Source organism: Deltaproteobacteria bacterium (assembly GCA_016930875.1).
Lineage (GTDB): Bacteria > Desulfobacterota > Desulfobacteria > Desulfobacterales.
Genome location: JAFGFW010000102.1, coordinates 1 through 25,972, shown reverse-complemented (window position 1 = coordinate 25,972; position 25,972 = coordinate 1). Strand labels below are relative to the sequence as shown.

24 protein-coding genes are annotated in these 25,972 nt (G+C 47.5%); 6 read left to right on the top strand and 18 right to left on the bottom strand.

All coding sequences use genetic code 11. The features are described from left to right. Nucleotides 1-330: 330 nt before the first annotated feature. A complete protein-coding gene (locus tag JW883_09535; protein ID MBN1842505.1) occupies nt 331-609 on the bottom strand; it encodes an integration host factor subunit beta in 279 nt (92 codons plus the stop codon). An 831-nt stretch (nt 610-1,440) separates the two neighbouring features. On the opposite strand from JW883_09535, the gene JW883_09530 reads away from it, so the two are divergent. The 5 genes from JW883_09530 to JW883_09510 are packed head-to-tail and all read left to right on the top strand — an operon-like array spanning nt 1,441 to nt 6,373. Beyond that, nucleotides 1,441-2,754: a cyclic nucleotide-binding domain-containing protein gene (locus tag JW883_09530; GenBank protein MBN1842504.1), complete on the top strand. Its 1,314-nt coding sequence runs from the start codon at nt 1,441-1,443 to the stop codon at nt 2,752-2,754. Continuing rightward, complete coding sequence (locus tag JW883_09525) at nt 2,751-3,899, top strand: MlaE family lipid ABC transporter permease subunit (protein MBN1842503.1); 1,149 nt, start codon at nt 2,751-2,753, stop codon at nt 3,897-3,899. The genes JW883_09530 and JW883_09525 overlap by 4 nt, the downstream gene beginning before the upstream one ends. A gap of 10 nt (nt 3,900-3,909) precedes the next feature. Beyond that, a complete protein-coding gene (locus JW883_09520) occupies nt 3,910-4,689 on the top strand; it encodes an ATP-binding cassette domain-containing protein (GenBank protein MBN1842502.1) in 780 nt (259 codons plus the stop codon). 41 nt (nt 4,690-4,730) lie between these two features. Continuing rightward, nucleotides 4,731-5,720 (top strand): MCE family protein, encoded by a 990-nt coding sequence (locus tag JW883_09515; GenBank protein ID MBN1842501.1) that lies wholly within the window; start codon nt 4,731-4,733, stop codon nt 5,718-5,720. Between the two features lie 14 nt (nt 5,721-5,734). Continuing rightward, complete coding sequence (locus tag JW883_09510; GenBank protein ID MBN1842500.1) at nt 5,735-6,373, top strand: membrane integrity-associated transporter subunit PqiC; 639 nt, start codon at nt 5,735-5,737, stop codon at nt 6,371-6,373. Nucleotides 6,374-6,446: 73 nt separating this feature from the next. Here the strand turns inward: JW883_09510 and JW883_09505 are convergent, their stop codons facing one another. The 4 genes from JW883_09505 to JW883_09490 are packed head-to-tail and all read right to left on the bottom strand — an operon-like array spanning nt 6,447 to nt 9,313. Further along, nucleotides 6,447-7,685 carry a molybdopterin molybdenumtransferase MoeA gene (locus JW883_09505; GenBank protein ID MBN1842499.1) on the bottom strand — a complete coding sequence of 413 codons (1,239 nt, stop codon included), beginning with the start codon at nt 7,683-7,685 and terminating at the stop codon, nt 6,447-6,449. Next, nucleotides 7,682-8,464 carry a formate dehydrogenase accessory sulfurtransferase FdhD gene (gene fdhD, locus JW883_09500; protein MBN1842498.1) on the bottom strand — a complete coding sequence of 261 codons (783 nt, stop codon included), beginning with the start codon at nt 8,462-8,464 and terminating at the stop codon, nt 7,682-7,684. The genes JW883_09505 and fdhD overlap by 4 nt, the downstream gene beginning before the upstream one ends. A 2-nt stretch (nt 8,465-8,466) precedes the next feature. Further along, complete coding sequence (gene moaC, locus JW883_09495) at nt 8,467-8,943, bottom strand: cyclic pyranopterin monophosphate synthase MoaC (protein MBN1842497.1); 477 nt, start codon at nt 8,941-8,943, stop codon at nt 8,467-8,469. Nucleotides 8,944-8,956: 13 nt separating this feature from the next. Then, entirely contained in the window at nt 8,957-9,313 is a 357-nt protein-coding gene (locus JW883_09490; GenBank protein MBN1842496.1) for a molybdenum cofactor biosynthesis protein MoaE, read from the bottom strand. A 213-nt stretch (nt 9,314-9,526) separates the two neighbouring features. On the opposite strand from JW883_09490, the gene mobB reads away from it, so the two are divergent. Next, a complete protein-coding gene (mobB, locus tag JW883_09485) occupies nt 9,527-11,296 on the top strand; it encodes a molybdopterin-guanine dinucleotide biosynthesis protein B (GenBank protein ID MBN1842495.1) in 1,770 nt (589 codons plus the stop codon). A gap of 291 nt (nt 11,297-11,587) precedes the next feature. Here the strand turns inward: mobB and JW883_09480 are convergent, their stop codons facing one another. The 13 genes from JW883_09480 to JW883_09420 all read right to left on the bottom strand — a co-directional run. After that, nucleotides 11,588-12,826 (bottom strand): GAF domain-containing protein, encoded by a 1,239-nt coding sequence (locus JW883_09480; GenBank protein MBN1842494.1) that lies wholly within the window; start codon nt 12,824-12,826, stop codon nt 11,588-11,590. A 94-nt stretch (nt 12,827-12,920) separates the two neighbouring features. Beyond that, nucleotides 12,921-14,072: a response regulator gene (locus JW883_09475; protein ID MBN1842493.1), complete on the bottom strand. Its 1,152-nt coding sequence runs from the start codon at nt 14,070-14,072 to the stop codon at nt 12,921-12,923. Further along, nucleotides 14,059-14,367 carry an ArsR family transcriptional regulator gene (locus tag JW883_09470; protein MBN1842492.1) on the bottom strand — a complete coding sequence of 103 codons (309 nt, stop codon included), beginning with the start codon at nt 14,365-14,367 and terminating at the stop codon, nt 14,059-14,061. The genes JW883_09475 and JW883_09470 overlap by 14 nt, the downstream gene beginning before the upstream one ends. A gap of 233 nt (nt 14,368-14,600) precedes the next feature. Then, a complete protein-coding gene (locus JW883_09465) occupies nt 14,601-15,104 on the bottom strand; it encodes an alpha/beta hydrolase (GenBank protein MBN1842491.1) in 504 nt (167 codons plus the stop codon). A 13-nt stretch (nt 15,105-15,117) separates the two neighbouring features. Beyond that, nucleotides 15,118-15,804, bottom strand: coding sequence for a DUF3047 domain-containing protein (locus tag JW883_09460; GenBank protein MBN1842490.1), 687 nt, complete (start codon nt 15,802-15,804; stop codon nt 15,118-15,120). Nucleotides 15,805-16,402: 598 nt separating this feature from the next. After that, nucleotides 16,403-17,617, bottom strand: coding sequence for an ATP-binding protein (locus tag JW883_09455; GenBank protein ID MBN1842489.1), 1,215 nt, complete (start codon nt 17,615-17,617; stop codon nt 16,403-16,405). A 927-nt stretch (nt 17,618-18,544) separates the two neighbouring features. Further along, nucleotides 18,545-19,432, bottom strand: a complete 888-nt coding sequence (locus tag JW883_09450) for an HDOD domain-containing protein (protein ID MBN1842488.1) — start codon at nt 19,430-19,432, stop codon at nt 18,545-18,547. A 285-nt stretch (nt 19,433-19,717) separates the two neighbouring features. Continuing rightward, the gene (locus JW883_09445) at nt 19,718-20,731 is read right to left on the bottom strand and encodes a PAS domain S-box protein (GenBank protein MBN1842487.1); all 1,014 of its coding nucleotides are present in this window, start codon (nt 20,729-20,731) and stop codon (nt 19,718-19,720) included. 1 nt (nt 20,732) lies between these two features. Further along, entirely contained in the window at nt 20,733-21,968 is a 1,236-nt protein-coding gene (locus JW883_09440; protein MBN1842486.1) for an FIST C-terminal domain-containing protein, read from the bottom strand. A 982-nt stretch (nt 21,969-22,950) separates the two neighbouring features. Further along, nucleotides 22,951-23,328: a PilZ domain-containing protein gene (locus JW883_09435; GenBank protein ID MBN1842485.1), complete on the bottom strand. Its 378-nt coding sequence runs from the start codon at nt 23,326-23,328 to the stop codon at nt 22,951-22,953. A gap of 753 nt (nt 23,329-24,081) precedes the next feature. Further along, a complete protein-coding gene (locus JW883_09430) occupies nt 24,082-24,594 on the bottom strand; it encodes a TlpA family protein disulfide reductase (GenBank protein MBN1842484.1) in 513 nt (170 codons plus the stop codon). Nucleotides 24,595-25,051: 457 nt separating this feature from the next. Further along, nucleotides 25,052-25,360, bottom strand: a complete 309-nt coding sequence (locus JW883_09425) for a hypothetical protein (GenBank protein MBN1842483.1) — start codon at nt 25,358-25,360, stop codon at nt 25,052-25,054. A 492-nt stretch (nt 25,361-25,852) separates the two neighbouring features. After that, on the bottom strand, nt 25,853-25,972 hold a 120-nt coding region (locus JW883_09420; protein MBN1842482.1), incomplete at its 5' end, for a DNA-binding response regulator.

Below are 25,972 nucleotides of genomic sequence, written 5' to 3'. Positions count from 1 at the left end.
TTCCTGTGGTTTTGCTCAATCAGATCAGCCAAATCCAACCCAAATCTGAGCGCCAATTCTACCAAGTTATTTCTGACCCAGCCCTAAACTGAGTGTTCCTTGACTAGGTTGAATTAGTTTCGATAAAGCGAGGAGATTAGATGGGCAGACATCTACAATAGTTGGGTGAGAAGGGCCGTCTGAAATGGATTCAGAAGCTTATCAACAAAAAGTCAGACCTCTTGGATTCTGAAGTCACAAATGGATTTAGCCTTAAGACTTCAGAAGAGATTGAAAGTGCGGGAGCGTCATCCCCAGGTGGACTGGCGTGACATTGTACTGGTTACTGGGCTATTTGTTATCCACTCTTTCCTTCAGTTCCTTGCCACACTTAAAGAAGGGTAGCTTCTTCGGCGGTACCTGGGTGTGCACACCACTTTTGGGGTTTCTGCCCGTGTATTCTTTGTATTTCTTTACGTAGATGCTACAGAAACCCCTTATTTCGACCCGGTCTCCCTTTGCGAGAGCTTTGGACATCTTTCCGAAAAACAGGTTAACGACTTCGATGGCTTTTGTTTTTGTTAGTCCGGTTTCCTTATTCAGTGCCTCTATGAGATCCGCTTTGTTCATGGGGGTCCTCCTTCGAAATGCATTTTAAATCATGTTAATAGGTGTTTGCTGGTGAGATGTCAAGGGATATTGAAGGGTTATCGTGGTTTTTTTGCCTTTTCAGTGCGGAATAGTTGTGATATCGCAGTATAGACCGCAGGGTGTTAGGAAGTTTGGGTTTATTTGTATGGCGTCGACCCACTCCAGGATATCATCTCGCCCTTTGTCCTCCCAGAGTTCGATATCCTCGGCAGATTCTGTTCGGACCTGCCTGGGCTTTATACGTCTTTGGACCTAAGGGCTCGCGCAAAAATAACTTCACATTTTGGCATCTCAGCCAGCCAGAAAGATCCGCCAGACTCACGGCGGACTTTCAGCGGCGGATCTGCGACTTTAGCCCATCCACGCCAGCGGCGGATCTGCGACTTTGACCGATCCTTCCGCCGGAGGCGGACAAACTCCTCGAAATAGCTCGCCGTTACTGCGGTTTTGCTCAATCGGATCGGCCAAATCTGAACCAAATCTGAGCGCCAACTCTGCGAACTTATTCTTGCGCGAGCCCTGAGCTTGATTGCCTTTCCTTTGAACAGCACACGAGTTAACTCTCTGGCACGCCCCGGGTTGTGACCAAGAGTCAATAATCTGACACATCGGCAGATCACCAAACACATCCCAGCAGGCTTCGTTACTTCATGTTCGGACACGCAAGCTATAACACCTTAACATCATAAAAAATGCCTGTGAGCCGCCTTGCGGCATGATTCCTGCTAGTAAAAAAACGAAGGTGTAGTGTTCCCACGTTTTGAGTTCTCATCACCTGGGGTGCCGAGGGAAACAGTAAGGAGCTTCGCTATGTTGGACGACGTCATAAACAACCCGGATCTGAACAGATACCTCACATCCTTTGAAACAGGCCAGCTAATTATGGTCGAAGGAGATGATTCTCAGGACCTCTATATTCTGGTCTCCGGGGAGTTGGAGATCCTCAAGGGCAGCAAAAAGATATGGGAGATTGCGGAGAGGGGCGCAATCTTTGGAGAGATGTCCTTTCTCATGGGCTCCAGAAGAACGGCTACCGTAAAGGCAAAAGACGACGTGGAGGCCGTCTGCATTCCCAGGAAAAATATCACGGCCTTTCTCAGCGAATTTCCGGGTGTGTCCCGGGAGATAGCCAAGCTTCTGGCCGAGCGCCTTGGTGAGGCAAGCCAGATTCTTCACGGACTCAAGGAGTTTTGTGACCAACTGCCGGATGCCGTTCTATTGACTGATAAGAATGGCAACATTTTTTCCTGGAACACTGCTGCCGAAAACCTCTATGGCCTGGACTGGCATGAGATGCACAACAAATCCGTAGAAGACATCTACGTGGAACCGCAGGCCTACAGAGACTTCCTTGATGAGGTTCAAGCAAGATATTCGGTAAGGGAGAAGATACTGAAGATAAAACATCCTGAAAAGGGCACACGCTTTGTGTCGACGAGCACTACTTTGCTCTATGATGGTCACCACAACTTCAAGGGGGTTCTCTCCTTAGGCCGAGATGTAACGGCGGTTCAGAATCTGGAAAGGAGATATCGGCGAGCAAGGTATTGGCTCCTGCCGTCTTTCATATTGCTCGGTCTTCTCTCTGCGGCCATTTTTTTCGGCTATCCCTACTTCTCAAAAGGCTTTGAGATCATGGATGTCAAGAAACAGGAACTGAGAAATCAGTTAGCTAAAGACTACGTTTTGCTTAATTCACTATTAGCCAATCACTTTGCTGCCGGCGACAGATCCAAAACAAGCCAGTTGATGAAGGAGTTTTTTGACGTTCAGGAGAACACTTCAATACCTTACACCGGGCTCATTCTTCTTGATGAGAACAAGAAGGTATTTGGTGCATATTCTAACACGGAAACAGAAAACAAAAACATGGTGGACAGCAGTTATGCCGGCATAGAGTTTCGCGGTAGTGAAAGGTCTATCCACAGGGTGCTGAGCCTGTATCGCACACACAAAGATTATCCAATGGGCTGCAGAGGCATTGAGGTCGCCTTTGAAATACGCAAAGATAATCAGTTTTTGGGCTGGTTGGTTTTCCAGATGGATGTGGATTTGCTTGCAAAGGCATATGCTCTTGATGAAGAGAGCCTGAAAAAATTCCAATTTAGGCCGCAAAATCCATGAAACGATTTACTGGCGACCTACAATCGTGCAAGTACGAAGTTTCAGAAAGTGGCCAGGGGAGTATCACACTTCATGTACAGGGAAAGATGGATGCATCCAATGCCGCTGCGATGATCGAAACGTTTAGTGACCTTGTGAAAGATCGGCAACCACGATCCTTGACCGTGGATCTGCAAAAGGTTTCCTACTTGGACGATTTCGGAGCACTGGTCCTCGTTGAAACAAGAAAGATGATGTCAAATGGGAAGGACCATTTCTGCTTGCAAAATGTTAATGACGAAGCAAGTAAGGTCCTCTCCATACTCAATTTCGATTCCCTGGAAAAAGGGGACGCATTTAAGAAGAAACGTCCTCCCGCCGTGTTGATTCGCCTTGGCGAGGCAACCATCCATCATGCTTCAGACCTGAAAGTTTTGCTTTCTTTTATGGGGTCCGTATGCCTCTCACTGCTTCATGTCTGTTCACACCCCAAATCGTTGCGAAGGGACGACACCTTCTTATGCATGCAAAAGACAGGGGTTGATGCTCTGCCCATTGTTGGCTTGATCAGCTTCCTCCTCGGTCTGATTATGGCCTTCATGTCTTCGGTTCAACTCAGGCAGTTTGGAGCCGACATCTACGTGGCATCATTAGTAAGCCTTTCAATGACTCGGGAATTAGGACCGATCATGACCGCTATCATCGTCGCGGGGAGATCCGGTTCGGCCTTTGCAGCCGAAATCGGGACCATGAAGATATCCGAAGAGATCGATGCCCTTTTCACTATGGGATTTGACCCTACAAGGTTTCTGGTTATCCCAAAGATAATCGCTTCGATAATTGTGGTTCCACTCTTGACGCTGTTTTCCGACGTATTTGCCATAATCGGCGGTCTTGTGGTTGGGATCTTGACACTCGATCTGACTGCCAATGCCTATATCACCCAGACGATCAAGACCTTAACGCTTTTTGATGTTTTTCTGGGGGTCTTCAAGAGCGGCGTGTTTGCGCTCCTCATAGCCTGGATAGGTTGCCTCAGGGGTTTTCAAGTCAAAGGCGGGGCATCATCTGTTGGCCAGGCAACTACATCTGCAGTTGTTAGCAGCATTTTTTTGATCATACTGTTTAACTCAGTGTTTTCGGTCATACTCCGCTACTGGGAGTAAAGCGCAACTTATGGCGAGACAGGCCGTTATCCAGGTTAGAGATTTGGTTGCCCGATATGGCGAAGATATTATCTTTGACCGCGTATCATTCGATGTATACGAAGGAGAAATATTCGTTGTCCTGGGAGTAAGCGGCTGCGGGAAAAGCACATTGCTAAAACACCTTGTAGGACTTATCAGCCCCGATTCAGGCCAGGTGCTCATTGGCGGTGACGATATTTTCGGGTGTGATGAAGCGACATTCCAAGACGTTTTGAAAAAAATCGGAGTCCTGTACCAGGGCGCCGCTCTTTTTGGTTCCATGACTCTGGCTGAGAATGTGGCCCTACCGATCACAGAGTATACGGATTTACCCCAACGATCTGTGGCTACCCTGGTCAGGATGAAGCTGAGCTTGGTTGGTCTGAATGGCTACGAAAACCATTTGCCATCGGAAATCAGTGGCGGAATGAAAAAGAGGGCCGGACTGGCAAGGGCCATGGCCCTGAATCCTAAAATCCTGTTCTTTGATGAGCCGTCTGCCGGACTCGATCCCGTAACATCGGCTGAACTTGACAACCTCATTGTTCATCTCAATAGAAGCTTCGGGACTACCATAGTTATTGTGACCCATGAGCTTCAGAGTATCTTTGCTGTGGCGCACAGGGTTATCATGCTGGACAAGCATGCCAGAGGAATAATCGGTGAAGGAGACCCGGAATATCTGCGGGATCACAGTCAGAATCCATTCGTCAGACAGTTTTTTAACCGCCAGACCAAGAAGAACCGGGATGGGACTGAAGAGAAGTAATTGAATCTTGAATTCCAACGCCGAAAACAAAAAGGAGAGTAATGGCCTCCATTAGGATCAAGTTTACCGTGGGGCTATTCGTGGCAGGCGGAATCGCGTTTGCCTTGATAGCCGTCATCTGGTTGGGCATGTCGCGCTTCTTGGAAAAGGGGCAGTATTACGTGACCTACTTCAACGAATCTGTTCAGGGCCTGGATATGGAGTCTCCGGTAAAATATAGGGGTGTGTCCATAGGCCGGGTTCAAAAGGTGGGTGTTGCCCCTGATTGCAAGCTAATACAGGTGGTCTTAAAAATCGAGTCTGGTCAGGCACTCGATAGTAATATTGTGGCCCAGTTGAAATTGGTAGGTATTACCGGCAGCATGTTCATCGAACTGGATCGGAAGAAAAAGGATGAGCCTGACCGGTCTCCACCCCTCAGCTTCCCATCAGAATATCCTATTGTCGCATCAAAGCCGTCGGATATCAGCGAGCTAGTGAGAGGTATTGACTACGTCCTGAATCAGATAAGGTCTGTGGACCTTAAGGGAATCTCCGAAAAAGTCAAATTGAACCTGGACGACATCAACAAGATGATTAACGATGCCAACGTGAAAAGCATCTCAAAGAATCTTGAATCATCCCTCGAAAGAGTGGGTCGTATCTTGGACAATCGAAGATGGGAGAATATTCTGGCTTCGGTTGAAGAGGCGAGTCAATCCCTAAACACCCTGATGGGTAAAGCGAACAGGGGCCTGGGTAAAGTCCAAGGGATCGTTAACGACAAAGAGGAGACCATCAAGACAGCTATTGAAGCTTTCAGGAGCGCCATGGAGAATGCCAACACCTTTTTAGAAAAGGGCTCCTCGCTGATCAGCGGAACAGATGATTCATATTCTCATCTCAGGCGTTATCTGCTTGTCACAGCTCAGAATCTTGAAAGGGCCAGTGAGAATCTGCAAAGATTAGTAAATCTTCTTGCTGAGCAGCCGTCTCAATTGATGTTCGGGCAACCACCGGTTCCACGCAAGGTGGAGATATTGGAAAGGTAAACGGAGGTTTTTTTATGGATTGGCACAAGAAGATGTCTATTGTCCTCCTCGCTCTCCCCCTCCTACTCGGGGCGTGCCTCAACCTTAAACAGCCAAGCCGCAAGATCGACTTCTACACATTGGAATATGACCCGCCCAAAATATCGGGCCTTGAGCTACTTCCTCTTGTGATCAGGATGGAACGTTTCAGTGTGGCTCCTATGTATAATACAAATCGAATCGTTTACAGGGACAAATCATTTAAGAGAAATGAATATGTTTATCATCAGTGGCGGGCCAATCCCGGGGACCTTGTCACCCATTTTCTGTGCAGGGACATAAGAGAATCCAGCCTGTTTAAGGCAGTGCTTTGCAATGATAGCAGGTCGCCTTCCTCATATGCGCTGGAAGGCTCGATAGATGAGTTCTTTGAACGGGACACGGAAGACATCTGGCAGGCGGTGTTATGCCTGAGCATCACCTTGACGGCAGACAATGAACCGGACATCAGCAAAAGGATAGTATTTCAAAAAACCTATCGTGCCGAAGAGGCCAGTAAACGGAAAAACCCTCAAGCCCTGGTCGAGGCGATGAGCCGGGCCATGGCAAAGATATCAGAAGAATTCACAAGAGACATCTATTGTCGTTTGGAGTCGAGGTATATTACGCATTAGAATTAGAAATGTCCTCCATCGGACATCAGGCATCGGGGATCCGGCATCAGTGTCATGTATCATCGCAACCCCCCTAGAATAGCATGACTCTCACTTCGGCGCCCTCTTCCAACCCTTCTGAGTCCCTGTCGATCCTGATAAGTCCGTCAGCCTTGACCATGGTATGGATCAGCCCTGATTTTCCAAGAATAGGTTCAGCGCAGAGCCCTTCTCTCTGGCGCAAGAGCCTCACCCGGACATAGTCCTCCCTGCCCTGAACCGAGGCCAGATTCCGGCTCAGCACGGCAGGCACCTCGTTGGTTTTCCCCAGTTCGTCTTCACAGAGCCCGCATATCTTTTGAATGGAGGGACGGACCATTACGTGAAAAACGACCATGGCAGATGTCACCTGCCCTGGAATGCCCCATACGGCCTTTTCCCCGCATCGTGCCAGGATTGTCGGTTTTCCCGGGCTTACTGAAACGCCATGGACCAAGATTTCTGAATCGGGAAGTCCCTGAAGAACCTCCAAGGTGAAATCGCGTGAACCCACTGAACTGCCACCGGAGATCAAGACCATGTCAGCCCCGGCCAGGGCTTGCCGGCAGAGGCGGTCCAGGTCATCAAAGTTGTCCTTGGCAATGCCGAGATAGCGAGGAATCCCGCCTGACAACGGAACAAGACCCGCAAGGGTGTGGGCATTGACATCCCTTAGCTGGGAGAGCCCCGGTGTTTGCTCAATGGGCACAATCTCATCACCGGAAGATATTATGGCAACAACAGGTTGCCTGTAGACCTCGACGCGGGTCTGGCCCAAGGCGGCCAAGACACCCATTTCTTGAGGACGTATAGGGCTGCCCCTTGAAAGAACCTTTTCTCCCTTCTTGAAGTCTTCACCCGCCTCCATGACGTGCTGCAAGGGGGCACCGCTCTTGAAAACCTCAAGGGTATGCTCATCAAGGCTCTGGGTGTGTTCCACCATGACCACACTGTCTGCCCCCTGCGGCAGCATCCCCCCTGTGGCGATTCGAGCGGCCTGGCCGGCCTTTACAGAAACGGTTGGGATTTCTCCCATTTCAACAGACCCAACGATGGCAAGAAGGGCCGGCATGCTCTCTGATGCCCCGAATGTGGATCTTGCCTGAACTGCGTAGCCATCCATCGTGGCACGACTGAAGTCCGGAAGATCGATGCCGGAAAATAGATCCCGGGCCAGGATTCGGCCCACAGACTGATCTGACGCGAGAACCTCTTCGCCAACGCTCGGAAGGGCGAAAATCAATTTCAGCACCGCCTTAAGGGTGGTAACTTTTAAGAAATCCTTTTCAGTCATAGGTTTATTCTACCGCCATTGTTGAACACGATCATGTGTCCTTGCTCCACTTTTCCCACCAATGTCATATTCGTCTTTCTGGCCAGATCAATGGCAAACCGTGTCGCGGCTGAGCCTGACGCGAGGACAGGCACGCCCAGTCGAATGGCCTTTAACAGTATCTCAGAAGCAATGCGGCCTGTGGTGACAATGAGTTTATCCTCCGTGGGAATGCCGTCCAGAAGACATTGACCGCAAATCATGTCAATGGCATTGTGCCTGCCAATATCTTCATGGAAAATGAGCATCTTTTCAGGTGAGGCAAGGGCGGCATTGTGGCATCCCCTGGTGACCCGGTAAAGGGTGGAACGCTCATGGAGTTCAGCCATTAGTTTAAGGATCTGCTGTGGTGAGACTCTCAGGCTTGCTGAAACTGTTGTGGAGGCCAGGGTTCTTGCATTGCGTTCAAAATCCGTGCCCTTCCCGCAACCCGATGTGACATATCGCTTCAAGGATTGCTCACTGAACGGATCATGAGATGTCTCAACACACACCTTAATTCTTTCATGGGCATCCTCAACGCGAATATCCTTGAGTTGCTTCAAATCAGAAATAAACCCGTCAGACTTCAAGAATCCCGCTGCCAGGTACTTGGGGTGCTTTCCCGTGCACAACAAGGTAACTACCTCATGCCCGTTGAGATAGATGGTCAAAGGCACTTCCTGAATGGCCGGGACCTGAGTCTCTTGAAAGTGGCCTTCCCTATATTCGGCCACATCGTAAGTCAAAGCGTCCTTCATGATCACTTTCTGACAAAAGCGCCGCTCTTTCCTCCTGACTTCTTTATCAGATACACATCAGAGATGGTCATGGCACGGTCGTATGATTTGCACATGTCGTAAACAGTAAGCGCTGCAACCGATACAGCGGTCAATGCCTCCATTTCCACTCCGGTTTGGCCTATCACACGAACTGCAGCCTCTATCCGGATACTGTGGGTCTCAGACAAAGGGAAAAAATCGACCCTTGCATAAGTAATCGGAAGGGGATGACACATCGGAATGAGTTCCGCGGTCCTCTTTGCAGCCATAACCCCTGCAATGCGTGCTGTTTCCAGGACATTTCCCTTTTTCACTTTCTGGTCTCTGATCAGGTCGAAGGTCTCGGGCCGCATGGCAATGACACCTTGAGCCACTGCTTCCCTGGCCGTGGCGGGTTTTTCAGATACGTCCACCATGCGCACCCTTCCCTCGTCATCGAGATGGCTTAACTTGGGCATAGATTTCCTTTCTTCACATAAAGTGTTCTCTCTTGCAGGTAACCCCTTTTTTTATGGCGTTTAATGTGTCTTCCAGCACGGGGATAACATGGTCCCGGAAGTCGCCCGCCACAACAATGAACATGACCTCGTCGCCCACTTTGAGCGGGCCTTTCTGTATCCGGACCAAGATTTCCACAATGCCAGGCCTTTTCTTCTGTTCAGCAAGGATTGATTCCAGATTCTTATTGTCAACGGTAAGGTCCAGGCCGGAAACAGGGCGCCCGTCCCGGGAAGTTCCCCGTACTACGCCCACATGGCACAGGATCATCCCAACCTTGTGGTAATCAGGATGGGCTTTGATCTTGTCAATCAAGGCAGCAAGTTGCACATTGTCTTCCTTTCTATCTGGTGTCAGTTATGGTTGTGGAAAATCGAATATAAGTATATAGTTAAAAAGTCAATCCAAAACCCTTTGATCCAACTCGAGCATTAAGCTTTGTATGACATATTTCTCCTTGACAAAGAAAAAAAATGTCCATAACGTTAGGTTTCGGAAGCTGATCGGAATGTTCAAGGTGAAAAATAGAGGATAGATTGTCACATGACTGTGTCCCGCCAAGAAGCCGTCAAACTCATTTTAGACTCCATAAAGCCGTTGGAAACGATCGACCTCCCTTTGACTGAGGCATTAGGCTGTATTCTTGGGGATAGTGTTTACGCATCTACCGATATTCCTCGCTTTGATCGTTCTGCCATGGACGGCTACGCCGTTTGCAGCAAAGACATCGCCAATGCGACAAATGAGGATCCAGTTGAGCTGAAAGTCGTGGGCCAGATACACCCAAGCACAGCCAAGTTGTCTCCCCTGGCAGCCGGGCAAGCCGTCCGCATTATGACCGGTGGTCCCATTCCTCCCAGGGCAGATGCGGTTGTCAAAGAAGAAGATGCACGATACAGCGCAGGATTTATTGAGCTTCGGGCTGCAGTCCCACCTTTTCAGTATGTTTCCCAAAAAGGGGAAAACATGAAGAGGGGCAGCCTGGTCGTTGAAGCCGGAGACCTGATAACACCCGCGGTCCTTGGTATCCTGGCCACCTTGCAAACGAGAGAAGTGCCCGTGACCAGAAGGCCTCGGGTGTGTGTGCTTGCCGTTGGAAACGAGTTGGTTGATATTAACGATAGGCGCGAAGACCACAAGATCGTGGCCAGTAACATCTATATGTTGTCGGCCATGATCAAAGAACACGGCGGCCATGTAAACTGTTCAAAGATCTCCAGGAATGACAAGAACGCCATCAGGAAAGATATTGGAGAAGGACTCAAAAGCGATATTCTTATCACTACCGGAGGTACTTCAAATGCCCATTCAGACCTAACCCGCGCCTTGATAGGCGAGATCGGGATTGACCTGAAGTTTGCCGGTGTGTCCATGCGGCCCGGCAAAGGCACCTCTTTCGGCTTTTATGACGGGAAACCCGTTTTGAGCTTGCCGGGCAAGCCCAGTGCGGTTTACGTAGCGTTTTACGTGCTCGTTCTCCCGGCTCTTTTGCGACTAATGGGTTTTAAAATAGAGAGGATGCCGTCCATCAAAGCTATTCTTGAACAGGATATCAAAAAAAGGCCTGGAACGGATCATTTGGTTCAAGGGTTGGTTAGGGAGGAGGATTCGCGGTACCGCGTGCTTCCTCTTGTCGGACCGGAGGTCTCGGTCTTCTCTGCTATGAAAAGGGCTAACGGGCTTATTGTTGTCCGCCGATCGGATAAGAGTCGGCTAAGCAAGGGAGAGGCGGTCTCTGTCCAATTGCTGAATCATGCTCAAAACGCCTTTTTTCAAAGGCCAACCGCACACCACGGGCAAGAATCTGTCGCGCCTCCGATCGTTTCGATTGTGGGCAAGTCAAACGCCGGGAAAACGACCCTTTTGGAAAGGCTGGTGCCCGAACTCAAGGCAAGGGGCTACAGCATTGGCACGATCAAACACGATATCCATGGCTTTGACATAGACCATGAGGGCAAAGACAGCTGGCGTCACAAACACGCCGGAGCCTGTTCCGTAGCCATTTCATCGCCCAAGAAGGTGGCGGTTATCAAGGATGTGGAGGCCGAAGAGACACTTGACGGCCTTGCGTCAAAATACTTTCAGGACGCTGATATCATCTTGACCGAAGGATACAAGAAACAACACAAGCCCAAGATAGAAGTCTTTCGGAGTCAGGTCCATGATAAGCCCCTTTGCAGAAAGGATGACAGCCTTGTGGCCCTGCTATCTGATATTCCCCTTGACCTCGGTGTGCCTCGATTTGAACTCGACGACATAAAGGGCCTCGCGGACCTTGTCGAGGAAAGATTCCTGGCCAAGCCGTCAATTTGATAACTTCTTGTGAGTTTATCAATCCTAAGGGCTCGCGCAAAAATAACTTCACATTTTGGCATCTCAGCCCTCCAGAAAGATCCGCCAGACTCACGGCAGACTTTCAGCGGCGGATCTGCGACTTTAGCCCATCCACGCCAGCGGCGGATCTGCGACTTTGACCGTTGCTTCCGCCGGAGGCGGACAGACTCCTCGAAATAACTCGCTATTCTTGCGGTTTTGCTCAATCGGATCGGCCAAATCTGAACCAAATCTGAGCGCCAACTCTGCGAACTTATTCTTGCGCGAGCCCTAAGTTTTTTCTACGGGGAGGACAAACCAGAAGCGACTTCCCTTGGGGGCCTCGGTGGTTACGCCAATTGTGCCACGATGGGCTTTGACAGCCATTTTGCAGAAGGTCAAGCCCATGCCTGTCGTGTAAGTGCGGCCGTCCGCTTTCTTGTCAAGCTGCACGTATTTGTCAAAAATGGCCTGGCGGTATTCGGCAGGGACACCGGGACCATTGTCCTTGACGAAAAACTCGATTTTTGGGGATTTCAGGTACTCAAAACCTACCTCAATGGTCTCCCCGGGGGGAGAATATTGAATGGCATTGGTAAGGAGATTTTGCAGGACCCTGAGCAGAATTCCCCGATCTCCCCATAAAACATCCGTAGTCGTAGGAGGAGGCGCCTTTTCCACAAAACATAGCTTCCTTGTTTTGCCTACCCTGAACAACCGGCCCAGGGCCTCCTTGACGAGGTCTTTCGGATCTATTCTTTCATAGAGTAGTTCGAGTTTGCGTTCCTCGAGTCGAGCAATATCCAATAGGTTGGAGATCATTCTAATTAATGTGTCGCAGCCTATCTGAGCCGATTTAACATACTGGCGATTTTCATCGACAACCGTATAGGAGAGGATATCAAGGTTGGCCACGACCTCGGAAATCGGCCCTTTCAGATCATGAATCAACATGTTGAAGAGGTCTGCCCGGAGCTTCTCCAGTTTTTTTAACTGAATGTTCTTTTTCTCAAGGGTTCTCCTGTTTTTCCTTAAGGACTTGGTCAGGCGCTGGGTTTCAAGGGCGCTGATGACATGCCCTGCGATTCTTAAAAAAATCTCCTGCTCCCATTTTACAAACACGTCCTCACCGATCTTGTCCGTTACGTTCAGGACTCCGATCACCTTGTCATCACTGACTATGGGCGCCACAAGAAAGGCCGTTTTCTCATAGTGAGCGAGTTTCTTGCGGTAACTCTCATGTCCGGTAGCTTTGTCCACGTAGAGAGGGGCCTTATTCCTGACAACCCAGGAAGAAGGCGAGGTCTCATCTAGTTCTTGTCTAAGACCTATCAATCTGGAATTTGTCGAAGCTGCCACTTCCAGGACCTTGCGGCCCTTGAGAAGCATGATTGACCCAGACTTGGCCTGCATGCAATTGACGATTTCAAGAAGAATGAGCTGAAGTTTTATCCGAAATTCAATCTTCCTGTCGTTGGATATATTGGTGATAGCAAGCAATATCTCAAGAAGTCTTTTTTCATGCGTCATCGGACCATCCTCATAAAATCGCTTCTCAATTTCATACAATCCCGCCATCGGCGGGACCTCGCCGCTTAGAAAAGGAAACTCCCGTGGAGACGAGTTAGACACACTGTTTCAAAAGGCCCAGGGCTTCCTTATTCTTTGGATTAACCTGCAATATTTCCCTCAAGGGTTTTTCAGCTCGAATTGTCTTGCCAAGGGCCAGATAGACTCTGGCAAGATGTATTTTGATATCATGGTTCTTGCGGTCATCTTTTTCGGCACGGGTCAAGTAAGTGAGCGCCTTGGAATTCTGGCCAAGTTCTTCCAGGGTTACTCCCAACAAAAAAAGGAGGTCAGTTCTCTTGGACTCTGTCCTGAGCATAGACTCTAGAAGCTTGGCGCCATACTCCTTTGCCCCTTTCTCGATACACAAACCGGCTATCTCTTCTCGCAATTCTAGGTCGTTTCCCGACACATTAAGCGCTTTTTCAAAGACTTGAACGGCCTCTTGAAGCATTTTTCTCTCAAGCAGGGTGGTGCCGAAATAGATGGCTCGCGTCACGTGACGCGGGTTTATGCTCATGGCTTTCTCAAAGTATTGAGATGCCGATTCTATGTCGTTGACATTCAAGTATAACTCTCCCAAATAGTGAAAAGCAAAGACATCAAGGGAATTCATCCGGGCGGCTTTCAATAGCCATTTTTCGGCTTCTTTGAGGTCGCCCTTCTTGAAATAGTAATAACCCAATTCACGCGGAGGTCTTGATGACGTCGGATTGGCGTCCACGGCCAGCCCCGCTTCTTCTATAGCAGCATCTATATCTCCATTTTCCTCAAATCTTTTTGCTTCCTTCAAATGAAAAACCATGGGAGAAGGATTGTTGGCGTTTTCAATTACTGTTAGGATCTTGTCGCCCAACACCTTGACGGTAGCAGGTTTCAATATGTAGGCATCTATCTCTGATTCAGCAGCCTCCGCTACAAATTCTCTATTAGCCTGGGCCGTAACCATGACTACCGGAAGATCTCTTAGATCCCTGTCTTCTCTTATTCGACTCAATAATTCCGCTCCGCTCATGCCCGGCATGTGGTAGTCCAGGATCGCCATGTCTACGGGTTGTTTTTTCAATATCCGCCAGGCTTCGGCTCCGCTGTTGGCAGACAGGAATGTTTTGCCGTATTTTAGCACTTTCATCATGCTGCGCATGGTCGTGATCATGTTCGGCATGTCGTCGACTATCAGCACAGTCATTTCACTAATGTCTATCATGATGACCGTCCCCCTGCACAACCCGGTACGTCGGTTCCTGGATACGTTCGCTCTTGCAGCGGGGGCATCTCCCCGGCTTGGTAAAGCGCTTTCTCGTGTCAAAAACATATCCGCACGAAAGACACCTGGAAGCTATGATAATGAGCTTCTTCTTTTGTGGCGTAACAGAACGTTCAATGTGGGAAAGATGGGCGTACACCTCCTTTTCCCTGATGCCGAGCATCTGTGAAAGATCCCTGGCTCTGCATTCCCCTTTGGAGAGCAGCATGATCATTTGTTGTCGAGTCGTTGGCATGTGAAGTAACCATAGTTTTTCAGAAAAAGATTCTGGGGTTATCGATTTTGTCAGGAAATCTGAGTTTGTGCTCTATTCCAAACAGAAACTGGATTCTAGATGCTGGATACTGCATTAAGGATTGGAAATTGTACAGTTTATCGAGTATCAAGTGACCAGAATCTAGCATCTGCCGGTTACTCTAGGGAAGTTCCAACAAGAGACATACTCTCATTTGGGCCAAGAACATCATCTTAGAATCTATAGAGGGTGGTTCGCCGCGTTTCAAGGAGGCTGTCCCAGTCCATGGATATGAAGGTGTTGCTCAGCACATGGTCATCTTCAACAACGTTAAAGGTCAAGTTACGGAACACTGTGCGCGCAATTTCGTGAACAGGCCCAACAGATATAACGTCATCGTTTTGCCCGTGATAGATGGTCACTGCAATATCAATCTTCTCTTGTAGATAGGCCTCGAATTCTGGAAACATAAGGGCTGGGGCCAACAGTATGAGCTTCTTGACCCTTTCTGGGTTTTTGCATGCAAATATTGCGCCCATCAGCCCTCCGAAACTTGAGCCGATAATGATCAAGGATGTCTTGTCAGAAAGAAGCCTGTTCAGTTTGTCCATCCGCTGCTGGAGGCTTCCGGAAAAATCTTCGATTAGCATGTCAGGGCATGTTTTTCTGAAAAACCGGCCTTTGGTCCCACTGCTGCTGGCATCAAGGCCGTGAATAAACCCTCTCGTAAGGCTCATAAAAGGGCTGCCGTCATTTCTTGCTTATGCATATCTCCCTGTAATGGGCTTCAGCTCTTGACCTTGTGTCGTTTGAATCAGACATGATTCCAATGCCCCGTACCGCCTGGGGCTCTTGACCGAAAAGCCTTTTGTAATTTTCGTAGACATTTACCTTTTCAGAAACCCAAATTCCGAGAGGGGTGGATTGGTTTCTGAGCACGACGATTTTTGTTTTGCTGTTGTATGGGCTATCGGTGGTTGTGCCTTCGGGCACTGAAGCGCTCCAAACATACTTGATGTTTTCCGGTCTGAAGCGACCAGGAAAGATCACGTATATACCGGCCCCGCTATCTCCGGTTTTCTTATACCTCTCATCGCCACCTTCAGGGAGTTCAATGGCCCGCCACTGCCAGCTCAAGAAGGGATATTTCTTGAGGTCATATTCGAACTTCTTGGCTATGGGAACGTCCGAACTGATGGCTTTTGCTTCAAGGTAGCCTTCAGTGCTTGTTCTTACCGTATATATCTTGTTTGCTTTGCTTTTCTGTCCCCAACGACATTTCCAGCCCTCAGGAAACGTACCGGCCTTGAACCTGGAAAAATCCTCAACCACTCTTACGACTTGATCTTCGTCCCCTGCCATCAGTGGTGGCACAGCCAGGATCGTTGATATGACAAAGAAAAAGATCAGAATCTTTGGATACAAGTTGCTAGACATTCTTCCCTCTGTACTATCACACATACCGAAATGCGGTTTTCAGCACACTATTTGTAAGTCAGGTCAGATATGATGCTTTTGTGCATAGATACAACAAATAACAGAACGTCGCAATCCCTTCGTAAGTCAGGTCGGGGCTCCGTCATTCTCGAAGGTAGTTCAGTGAAATCATAGAGATTGTCGCCGGATCGATTTTTTCATAAATTCGAAGCACGTGCTGCTCTCAAGGCGTCAGCCGCAAATCCGAAACCTGTCTGCCGACAGGCAGGCAAATCCCAATGATCGAAGCACCAAATTGAAAAACATAACTATATTTGAGACATTTCAGCTACTTACTGACAATGAAGTGCGATGTTTTGGTCATTTTGTATTCGAATTCATCCTTCGCCCAATCTAACTCTTCATCCTGCTTCTTTTTGAAAGCAAGCCTGTCGGGCAGGAAGAATGTTATGATGAATCTCGGAAAATCCATCTTTAGGGCATTATATATCGTTCCCACATACAGGTGCCTCTGTCTTCGACTTTCTTGCCATCATGAACCGGCTCTAAAAGGATTACTTAGAAACTGATTAGCAGTATGTTCCCGTCTTGTCTTTTATCAGTTTAGGCAGGCAAGCCAGTTTGGAGCACTGGCAACAATGATTGTGTTGGATGCGTTTCTGATTTTTGTTGCAACATTTGGTGTGTTAACCAGTTGAATGGCGGGCACACCCAATGCATTTTGAAATTTTAACAAATGCGGGCTTATTGCCGTATCTGATAATTTTGCGTCAACCATGAACTGCGGTTTGCCTCTTTCGGTGACAAGGAAATCAACCTCTTCCTTTTCCTTGTTCCTCAAATACCAGAGATCATATTCCCCCAGTCCAAAATCGCTCCAGAGTGTTACCGCACGGTTGAGCTCAACGGCAACCATGTTTTCAAACCGCAAAGCATGATCCTCTATCTTGCAGTAGTCATAGAAATAGACCTTTGGCTCTTTGACGAGACTCCTGGCAATACGTCTGCTGTATGGACGCAGCCTGAAGACTAGAAAAAACCGCTCAAACACACTTATCCAGGACGATACTGTCTTGTGAGATATCTTAAGTGTTCGCGCATAATTTGAGGAAGAAAACGGATTACCGACACACTCGGATAAAAGGAAATATAATGCCTCCATGGTGTCGATTTGCCTTACTGCGTATTCGTCCCTTATGTCGTCTCTTATGACCTGGCTGTGATATGATTTCGTCCAACGCCGGTACTTGAGCTTTGTGCCCTTGAGAAACGGCTCCGGGAATCCGCTTACATGAAACATAGCCTCCCATACCTCTTGTGCTTTTCGGTCTTGCTCCGGGATTTCCAACAGAAGATGTTTATCATCCATTCCTGTCGATGAAGCAAATAGTTCACCGACCGTAAAAGGGTAAAGATGAAAATGCAGATATCTGCCCGCAAGTGAATCCCCTTTCTTGCGGGAAAGCTCTAGACATCCACTACCCGTGGCCAGAAAGCGAAACTCATCCGAATAACCGTCGTAAATGCCTTTGAGGTAGTTCTTCCAGTCCTTGTATTTGTGAATCTCATCCAGGATGATTAGCGGAGGGTTGCCTTTTTCCCGGTCCAGCTCTTCAAAAAAGGTTGGATTTTGCAAGATTTTGACTTTGTTGTCTGGAATGTCATAATTGAAATACAGTGAAACAGGCTCTTGCGAGGCGATGTCCTTGGCAAATGTTGTTTTCCCAGCTTGGCGTGGCCCGGAGACAAGTACCAGGTGTTTTTCTTTGTCAAAATCAGCCCATATTTTTTTATAATAGCCCCTCTTTGTCATGGGGACCAAATTAACATAAATTGCCAAAAAGTCAAGACCAAATGGGAATTAAGTGCCAAATGGCCGCCAATCTGCCGTTTCAGGCGTTAACATCATAGACAGGATTTACTGGATGGACAGGATTTTTTTGCCTTTCCTGAAGAAAGGCAAAAAGTATTGTCCCTCTTCGAGGGGAAAAATGGGCCTCATTGACGGGAAATTATTTACTGCGGAAGCAGCGTGGATTCGGGCGGTTATGTTTTTTTTTGCCCTGCGCGGGATTGAGTTTTCTACCTTCCGTCCAACCGTCGCAGCTTGGCAGATGCTATGGCGAGGCAAGCAGGGAAGGGAGAAATTAAAAACCAAATCCTTGAGATCCTGTTCATCCTGTCAAAAAGAATGAACGAGGGTACAGGCCTTTTTTAGGGGTCTTCCTCATACCACCAGTTCTCCTGGTGGTGGCTGATGTTCGGCGCTGTAGTTACGGATGTCACCCTTTTCCTCCTAACTCTGCCAAAAATCGGGCAGGAGTCAAAATTCTTATGGTGCCAAAGGATTTCAAGCGGAGTAGGTGGTGGTCACCCGAAACGATTGTTTTTGCCTTGCCGGCTTCGGCACAGAGTAGGTTTTGCGGGGATGCCCTTTACATTTGTACATTTTGAATCCGAAAGTGGAAACGTAAAGAATATCCCCTTGCTCCCCCTACCGCGATCGTCAAAACTTCACAGCGAATCATCCCAAGAACCTACTGTACAACGACATCCCTATATAGATGACTATGATAACTAAGAGCCATGAAATTGCAAGCATTCCCAATACCGTCAGTAGTTTCTTAATGTCCATGGTTTGTGTGTGCCTAAGTACGGGGTTGCCCAGTGCCCCTGTTTAGCGCTTGTATCATGTCAAGTAAGGCAGCAGGCCTTCTTAAATCTGTTATAGCCGATTCAATCACTTCAAGTTATTTGAATGGAACTGGTCCATAAAATTCTCCACATCGATCCTTAGCTCGTAGATGTCTGACATCATGCTCCAAAATTCTGGTTCTGTGCAACCCAGCGCCGTCGCAGTTGTGTGGGCTATTTCTCGTCTCAAGGCATTATTGAACTGTTCTGTGGAAAGAGTGGTAATCACATTTGCCAGGCATATGATCCGTCCAAAACGCGTTGCTGGGCTGTTTCCCTCAGCATCTGACAGATCTCTTAAGGTATGAAATTCACGCGCCCATTTGATCTCATCCTGCAGCCTCCAGTGGTCACACAACAAGGTACCTAAAAAGGCACTAGAGGGAAGGGAAAAGAGCCGTTCTGCCTCGTTGAATAAGCAGCCGTGTTCCATGCAGAAGCTGCTAAGTGCCTTGTAATGGTCAGGGAAGAATTTCAGGTAAACCAGCTTGCCTATATCATGGAGCATGGCTGCCAAAAATAACCTTGCATTTAGTAAATGGGGCTCGTATTTCTTAGCCAGGCACTTTGCACAAAGAGCTGTATAAAAGGAATGAAACCAGAACCTGTTGACCTCTTCCCTGGCATCGGTGGTCAGGGTATTGATGATAGAAAGGGTAAGGACAATGCAGTAGATGTCATAGAGCCCTACGAATGCGACTGCGAATCGCACATTTGTAATTTCTTTCGGGGGTCCGTAGTAGGCAGAATTAACCACCTTGAGTACTTGCCGATGGGTTGCCGCATCCTTGCTGATAAGCGCAGCCACTTCTTCCACCCCCACTTTCGCCGTCTGGATGAGGCTCTGAATTCGGCCCACCACCTCTGGCAGAGCCGGCAGAGTGTAATGTTTACGAAGAAATGTATCAGGATCAATTTCGATAGGGGCTAGCATGGTCTCACGGGCCTATAACTTAGATTTACCTATCTGCTCACAAGTTTCGTCCACTCTTCCAATAGCAGCAACTTTGGAGGTTAACCTTCCGGATGTTCGTGTTCTGCGTGCACGGTTTGCCGGCCCCTTATGGCCTGCTCAAAAAGGGAAGCCGTCTCTTTGTTTAAACGAAACACGAAGAAGAAATGGTCCCGTCGACATTTCTATTAAAAATATTATACCGTCCAATGCCGAACCAATTCAAGCCCACATTATTTCATACAGAATGCGGAGAAATCATACGTATTATTGGATGGATGATAGGTAGGTTCTGAGGTTTGCTTTCTTTTTCTTAATGCCAAGCTTCTTCCGAATATTTCCTCTGTGACATTCTATCGTTCGAGGGGATAAGGTCATAAATTCAGCTAGTTCTTTGGTACTATTGCCCTCCTTTACGAGGTTTGCCACCCGAATTTCCGTAGGTGTAAGGCCCAGGTATTTCGAGGACAACTTCCGGGCAAATGGTGAGATGATGTCGCTCAAGTTTGACTCTATGACAGCGACACAGGATGTCTGATTGGCATCCAATGAGCTCTTTTTCAGTTTATTTAGGTGGGGGAAAACGAGACCTCTCACGTTGGATAGCACTTTTTCTTCCAGCTCTGCTTTATCCTCGTCCCTTTTTTTCAGTAAAACTCGCAAGGCCGTGTTTACTTCCTCAAGACTAGTTGCCTTAATCTCTAGCTCCTTATCTTTTTCTCGAAGCACTCGCTCTCTCTCCTTCCTCTCGGTAATGTCACGAAGTATAGATATGATAGCAGGTTGTCCCTGCCAGGTGGTTTTCGCATCGGTTATCTCCACCGGTACCCTCTGTCCGTTCTTTCGGATGATGGATGTCTCGTAGCTTGTCGGAACACGCCTTTCGTTGAGAATTCTTTTGTGTCTTGCATTTATGTCCCTGATTTCACCAGGGTCAACCGCCCCTTTAAGACCGGTTTTCAGCAACCCGTCGTCGTCGTAGTCTGTTATCTCAGTGGCCCGTTTGTTAGCGTAGACATGGATTCCCTCACTTGTAGCTATCAGAATTCCGTCATTGGCATTCTCGGCTAGCGCTCTGAAATTTTCCTCACTTTCCAGCAGTGCGCGCTGGGCTCGTATGCGCTCAGTAATAATCTGACTTAACTTACTAATTTCTCGTAAACTCTTTTTCCCCTCTACTTGGGCGATATTCTGATAATACTCAACCTTGACCTTTTCTTGGTCCAACAACGCCTCTAATTCAGCGCATTTCTCTTGCCAGTTGATTTTTCTGTAAGACATGTTATTTCCCCTCAGCAAGAATGATCAGAACCCCCGTCCAGTCAAGCCCCCTGCTTTTTTTAAAAAGCGGCGAAATCTCAACGCCAGAATAGAACCCCAATAAAGGCGTCCCATACCTTTTTAATACTTCCTGGACTTCCGAAGCCTCTTCACGCGAAGTATTTGAATAGTCGGCTGTACGGCCTGCGCAATCAATGTAAAAGCCAAAGGAGGGTTTTTTCCCGTCCCTTTGAATTTGTTTCATTAGATCTGCTGAATTTTTCCTGGCTGAATCCAACATCCTTTCTGCATCCCTCAACATAAACTGTATTTCCATGCCTGACTCGAGATCTGGTTCAAATAAACTGACACCTTCTCCATCAGCTGTAATGCCTGTTATCAATCGGTTTACGTAGTTGCCTTCCTCAGGTTCGCCGTACCTTTCTCCGTAATTCACGCCTATTGTAAGATAATCGACAGGACGTTGCTTTCGCCAACCATGGCTTCCAAATAGATCGTCAATTATACCCACAACAGGCTTCCCATCCAACTCATAAAGAACCGAACCCTCTATCCGCGTGATAGTATGATAGATTCCATCAAGGGGCCTGCAGCCATGCATTATACAAAAATAAGGTTTAAAATTTCCCGAAAACAGGACGCTTACAACAGCCTGACTGTCTACATACGACCCGCAAAACTGGTTTGTCGGGCCAAATCCATAGTCCCCGATTAAGCCAGCGCCGAGAATCGGGATATCGGGTTGAAGCCCATATGCTATTCCCTCAAGTAAAGGCGTTGACGCATTAAGAACTGGTGGAGCAGTGTTTGTAGCAGGGACTCGCACTGAATCATAAAGAAGAAGCAGGATCTTGTCTTCTGATTTACTTCCTAAAGTTTTTGCTAATTTCCGACCTGCTAGTTGCTCCCCTTTGTCTAAGTCACCAACAGCGGCGACTCTAAATTTGATCGTATCAGACTGAATCAAGGCAAGGGCAGCAGGCAACCCTTCATACGATATATCATCATTTGTTATTACGCCAATTGATGAACCACCGATGATAGGTGCCTCGTTGCCTATGGTCGATTGCAACCCTTCAAGAAATTCATCATGATTAAGCTTCCCAGCACAGAAGGCTAGGGCAAGGTCAACGCGCTCGACAGGGCCATCCCCTAGAGTGCTTTCCGCTAACTTCTTGCCTGAGAGAAAGGCGTCTTTGTCATTGGAGTATCCAATGGCAACTTTCGTGTCCGTCATGTTTAATTCTCCCAACAGAAATGCTAAAGACGCTTGTTTTCACCGTACAATCCTGTCCTTTGCGACAGAAATCTCGGCCTCATCTGAACAGTTCGCCAAATTCACCCGCTAGCTGTTCGTCGCACCCGCATCTTTTTGTCTTGATACGTTACAAGCTCTGATGTTCGTCGGCAATCAACGGCTTCTTTCTCTGATTCCCTAACGTTTTTTTCAATTGTTCGTTAAGTCGGTTTTGTGAGCGACAGAAATGCTCTTCGGCACTCACATGAGAAAAAAACCAAGTGTATCATTCACACATCCTTTGAATGCGGCCTGTCAAAAGAATGATTTCGCCCCTTCCCTCAGAAAGGAATTTTTTGTCAGGGATCAACATATGGAGCCTTAAGCCGTACAATATCTTGGGAATCTAAGCTTTTTCTGTAACTTTTTTGACCCTTTGGTCTGTCAATTTCCTTAACCGTGCAGGATAGCGGAGAACGACCTGGGAGTCATGATCGGAACACCTTCAAACTCTTTGAGCACGAGGAGGTCCTTATGGCCTGTTACGATGCAAAAAGTAATATGGGTAGAGCTTCCCTATCCTATTTCGCCCCGCATGAACTAAATCGGCGTTTAGCCCCAGGTCATCTATCATGTGGTAAACACGCATCATCTCCCGGAAATTAATGGTCATCCAATGTGGTATTCTCAAAATGTCATAGACCCTCACACAAACAGCTTCCTTGCCAAACCTACCACTCGCCGATCAAAAGCTTTTTTTAAGGATTTCTAATGTATATCGTGGAATTTGTCAAACTTCTGAGGGAACTCCTAGTAATCCAAATGGCGAAGGGGTGTTATTAAGGAGCAGGATCGGAAGTTGAGGCAGAAGCCGTGGCGGGTTGCACAGGGGCACGTGGGGGCGGAGCCGCATATGGGTCACTGTCATGCGAAAACCCAGGGCCATATCTGGTTCTGGTCTTTCACGCGGTACAACCGGATGTCATTTAAGGGGTACTGTGTCTTTGAAGTTGTCAATGCATAGCTGAACAAGGTGTTGGGCCATGGGCTCCAGATCAACAAACTTGAATCCTATTCCTGTGCCCTGAATGTGGATAACCTCTGCTTTTGCCTTGACAGGTTCACTTTCATTTGGGAGGCTCATGGTCAAACGAATAGCTTGGCCCTCTTTGAAAGCAGAGGCGTGTTCCAATTCCACAAAGGCTCCTCCCATACTGAGGTTTGTAGCCGGTTGAGGGCCTTCGACGCCCTCAATCCTAACTGGAAAGTGGAGCTCAATCCGCGGGGCCTTTCTTCTCTCCTCAACCACCTCTATGAACTTACTGCGAAAGTCTATCCATGTTTCTGTTGTGTCAGGCATTTCTTTTCGAACCGTATCTGTCTTAAGTTCCAATGCTGCCAGAGCATGAATTTGGAAGGTGAAAGTCCTTCTGGCCTTACTGGTGTTATCGGCATGTTGGGTGAGAAACTAAAGATAGAAGAACTGGCAGCACCGGAGCCAGGTTCGGCGCCACGCTTACCGAAAGCATACAAAGTTTAAACACCAATGGCAAGCCAAAGCAATGGGGTGAAAGCTGTATTTGTTGTAGAAAAAAACTGTATTAGCAGGTTGATCTGGATGAATGAGCGAGGATGAAGCTTGGCCTCAGTCCCAGATCTTGTGGTGGGAGTCTGCAGGCTGAGATTACAACTTGAAAGATTTTCAATTGCGAATTTATGAACTTGCGCACAGGTTTCTATCGGACATCGGAAAATCTGTCAAGGAAAGTGGCTCAAATCAGGAGAGATATAGCTTGCTTTTGAAGACCGAAAAAAGTTCGCTATTTCAAAGCGTTAACGTCATGGCAGGTATCGATGATCGCCACTCTGAAATCAGCAGTGTAGCTATATGACGGCGGTTATCTCCAAGAGGCATTATGAAGGAAAAACCAAGACTATCTCTTAGTTGTCAGGCAAATATTTTACCAAAGAGAGACAAAGACACCAGCTAACTACGACTGCAATTCACATCTCATTTCCAGAAAACATAACATTCAATACGTTTTAGCGTTGGAAAAATTTGGAGAGCGCAACTTATTTTCAACTTGACTTGGAGACCAAACTTTTTGTGAATTTATCTCTGGGCAATGTATTTCATCAGCATTTGCCGGACCCAAGGAGAGTCCCATTGAACTGGGCCAAGAAATTTTTCCCGGAGCACACCCTGTTTATCAATGATGTAGGTTTCAGGCACCCCAGTCAGGCCATAAGCCTTGCCTGCCTTATTTTCCGGATCAATAAGAATTGGAAATGTGTATTTTTGTTTTGCGACTATCCTGTCGGCAACGGCCGGCTTGTCATTGTAGAGAATGGCTAGCATTTTAAATTTATTTGCCGGCATTGAGCTGTAAAGCTTTTGCATCGCAGGCATCTCCTTAATGCAAGGCAAACACCAGGTTGCCCAGAAATTAACAAATACCACCTGGTCCTTGAGTTCGCCAAGGTTCCAGGTTTTACCTTTTCTGTCTACAAGGGTGAAGTCAGGGGCCAGCTTGCCAGCTTCAGCTACTTCCGGCCGTTGTCCGCAGCCGACAAATAGCAACAAGGTTAAGCAAGTAATCGTGATTGAGCATGATAATTTCTTCATAATTAATCTGTAACCTCCAAAAAAACAGCCCCATTGCCGCCTGGAGTCCCCATCCTTTTTAGTACTTTATGAAAAGTGCCAAGGGATAGGTTGGCTCGCTCCAACTCCCTATCGAAGTCGCGACAAAACTGATGTTCTAAATGCGCTTGGCTCAGTTGTGATGGCATTGGAAACTCACCTCTGTCCAGATTAACAATAAGAAATCACGTTTCTATGGCGCAAACATAGCCAAACATGGTTCATTGGTCAAGGGTAGTGAAGGATGCCGAGAATGGGGGACATGGCCGGAATAGTGCTGATTCGTGTCAGCAACCACAAAAAGTTCTCTATTTCAAAAGGTTACATGGATTGCAGTTATGTATTTGAAGGTCAGGCGCATAACGGCCTGGCTGACAGGCCGGCAAGGGAGCGCCAGCGATTTTGCCACTCCTTCTGCAGCCGCTTGACAAAACATTATTTATCTCCAGAATTGCCACCACTTCTTTTCTGCGTAAAATGTACGGCCAAATTCTAAACCGCCCACATCGTCAAGAATATCTAATTGCCAAAATGTATCTAGATGAATAATAGGGGGATCATCTTTAGAGTTAAAAGTTGCTCTTTTTAATTCTTCATCGTGCCTTATCTTAGTGATTGCTAATAATTCAGCTTGTTTTGGACTGTCAGCTTCAACGACGATATTTTGATAAAACCCGTGTTTTTTAGGCTTACCATTAATATTGACAAGGAAATTCCGACCATTCATTAGTAATCTATACTTTTTCATTTTTTATTGTCGAACCATCCCGGATCAGACGCGGCGGTTGAGGGAAGCTGGACCGCTGTCGGCTGCAGCCAAAGTTAAATGCTCTCATCATACTTCTTTCGTCCGCTGAGTTGCGAGTAGAGGTGAGCAACTTCGTCCGGGTCAACTTTCTGCCATTGTGGTCAATTCAATGGGCCTTGCTTTATAACTTGCTTGCCAACTTCTATGATTATGGAAGATTCAAGGTGCCAACTGGCAATACCTAAATTCGACAGGTGGGGGCTTTCTGTTTTATGGAAGCTGTCGACGCCATTTCTGGTTGAACATTTCCAAATAGTAGGCGACGACTGCTCCCAAGACGAAGATGCCAATCAGACCGACGGTTTCCATATTGCTCTTATCGGCACTCAGGCAAAAAACCTCAAGGTGTAGCGGATGCAAATGTCAGGAAGGCCATAACCATGCAAAACTGTAAATGTAAAGGATGTCCCTGAAGTCCTTGCCTGGGGATTATTATAGCGAGGATAGGTGGGTTCTGAGGTTTGTCTTTTTGTGCTTTATACCAAATTTCTTTCTAATATTGTCTCTATGAGTCTCAACCGTTTTTCCGGATACATTCATAAATTCCGCTAT

What these genes read in the sequence shown, in the direction of transcription:
- JW883_09525 (MBN1842503.1), top strand. Translation starts at nt 2,751, where the DNA reads ATGAAACGATTTACTGGCGACCTACAATCGTGCAAGTACGAAGTTTCA.
- JW883_09430 (MBN1842484.1), bottom strand. Translation starts at nt 24,594, where the DNA reads ATGAAGAAATTATCATGCTCAATCACGATTACTTGCTTAACCTTGTTG.
- JW883_09515 (MBN1842501.1), top strand. Translation starts at nt 4,731, where the DNA reads ATGGCCTCCATTAGGATCAAGTTTACCGTGGGGCTATTCGTGGCAGGC.
- JW883_09425 (MBN1842483.1), bottom strand. Translation starts at nt 25,360, where the DNA reads ATGAAAAAGTATAGATTACTAATGAATGGTCGGAATTTCCTTGTCAAT.
- JW883_09505 (MBN1842499.1), bottom strand. Translation starts at nt 7,685, where the DNA reads ATGACTGAAAAGGATTTCTTAAAAGTTACCACCCTTAAGGCGGTGCTG.
- JW883_09460 (MBN1842490.1), bottom strand. Translation starts at nt 15,804, where the DNA reads ATGTCTAGCAACTTGTATCCAAAGATTCTGATCTTTTTCTTTGTCATA.
- JW883_09470 (MBN1842492.1), bottom strand. Translation starts at nt 14,367, where the DNA reads ATGCCAACGACTCGACAACAAATGATCATGCTGCTCTCCAAAGGGGAA.
- JW883_09455 (MBN1842489.1), bottom strand. Translation starts at nt 17,617, where the DNA reads ATGACAAAGAGGGGCTATTATAAAAAAATATGGGCTGATTTTGACAAA.
- JW883_09440 (MBN1842486.1), bottom strand. Translation starts at nt 21,968, where the DNA reads ATGACGGACACGAAAGTTGCCATTGGATACTCCAATGACAAAGACGCC.
- JW883_09450 (MBN1842488.1), bottom strand. Translation starts at nt 19,432, where the DNA reads ATGCTAGCCCCTATCGAAATTGATCCTGATACATTTCTTCGTAAACAT.
- JW883_09465 (MBN1842491.1), bottom strand. Translation starts at nt 15,104, where the DNA reads ATGAGCCTTACGAGAGGGTTTATTCACGGCCTTGATGCCAGCAGCAGT.
- JW883_09480 (MBN1842494.1), bottom strand. Translation starts at nt 12,826, where the DNA reads ATGACGCATGAAAAAAGACTTCTTGAGATATTGCTTGCTATCACCAAT.
- JW883_09510 (MBN1842500.1), top strand. Translation starts at nt 5,735, where the DNA reads ATGGATTGGCACAAGAAGATGTCTATTGTCCTCCTCGCTCTCCCCCTC.
- JW883_09445 (MBN1842487.1), bottom strand. Translation starts at nt 20,731, where the DNA reads ATGTCTTACAGAAAAATCAACTGGCAAGAGAAATGCGCTGAATTAGAG.
- JW883_09475 (MBN1842493.1), bottom strand. Translation starts at nt 14,072, where the DNA reads ATGATAGACATTAGTGAAATGACTGTGCTGATAGTCGACGACATGCCG.
- JW883_09520 (MBN1842502.1), top strand. Translation starts at nt 3,910, where the DNA reads ATGGCGAGACAGGCCGTTATCCAGGTTAGAGATTTGGTTGCCCGATAT.
- mobB (MBN1842495.1), top strand. Translation starts at nt 9,527, where the DNA reads ATGACTGTGTCCCGCCAAGAAGCCGTCAAACTCATTTTAGACTCCATA.
- JW883_09435 (MBN1842485.1), bottom strand. Translation starts at nt 23,328, where the DNA reads ATGCCTGACACAACAGAAACATGGATAGACTTTCGCAGTAAGTTCATA.
- moaC (MBN1842497.1), bottom strand. Translation starts at nt 8,943, where the DNA reads ATGCCCAAGTTAAGCCATCTCGATGACGAGGGAAGGGTGCGCATGGTG.
- JW883_09535 (MBN1842505.1), bottom strand. Translation starts at nt 609, where the DNA reads ATGAACAAAGCGGATCTCATAGAGGCACTGAATAAGGAAACCGGACTA.
- fdhD (MBN1842498.1), bottom strand. Translation starts at nt 8,464, where the DNA reads ATGAAGGACGCTTTGACTTACGATGTGGCCGAATATAGGGAAGGCCAC.
- JW883_09530 (MBN1842504.1), top strand. Translation starts at nt 1,441, where the DNA reads ATGTTGGACGACGTCATAAACAACCCGGATCTGAACAGATACCTCACA.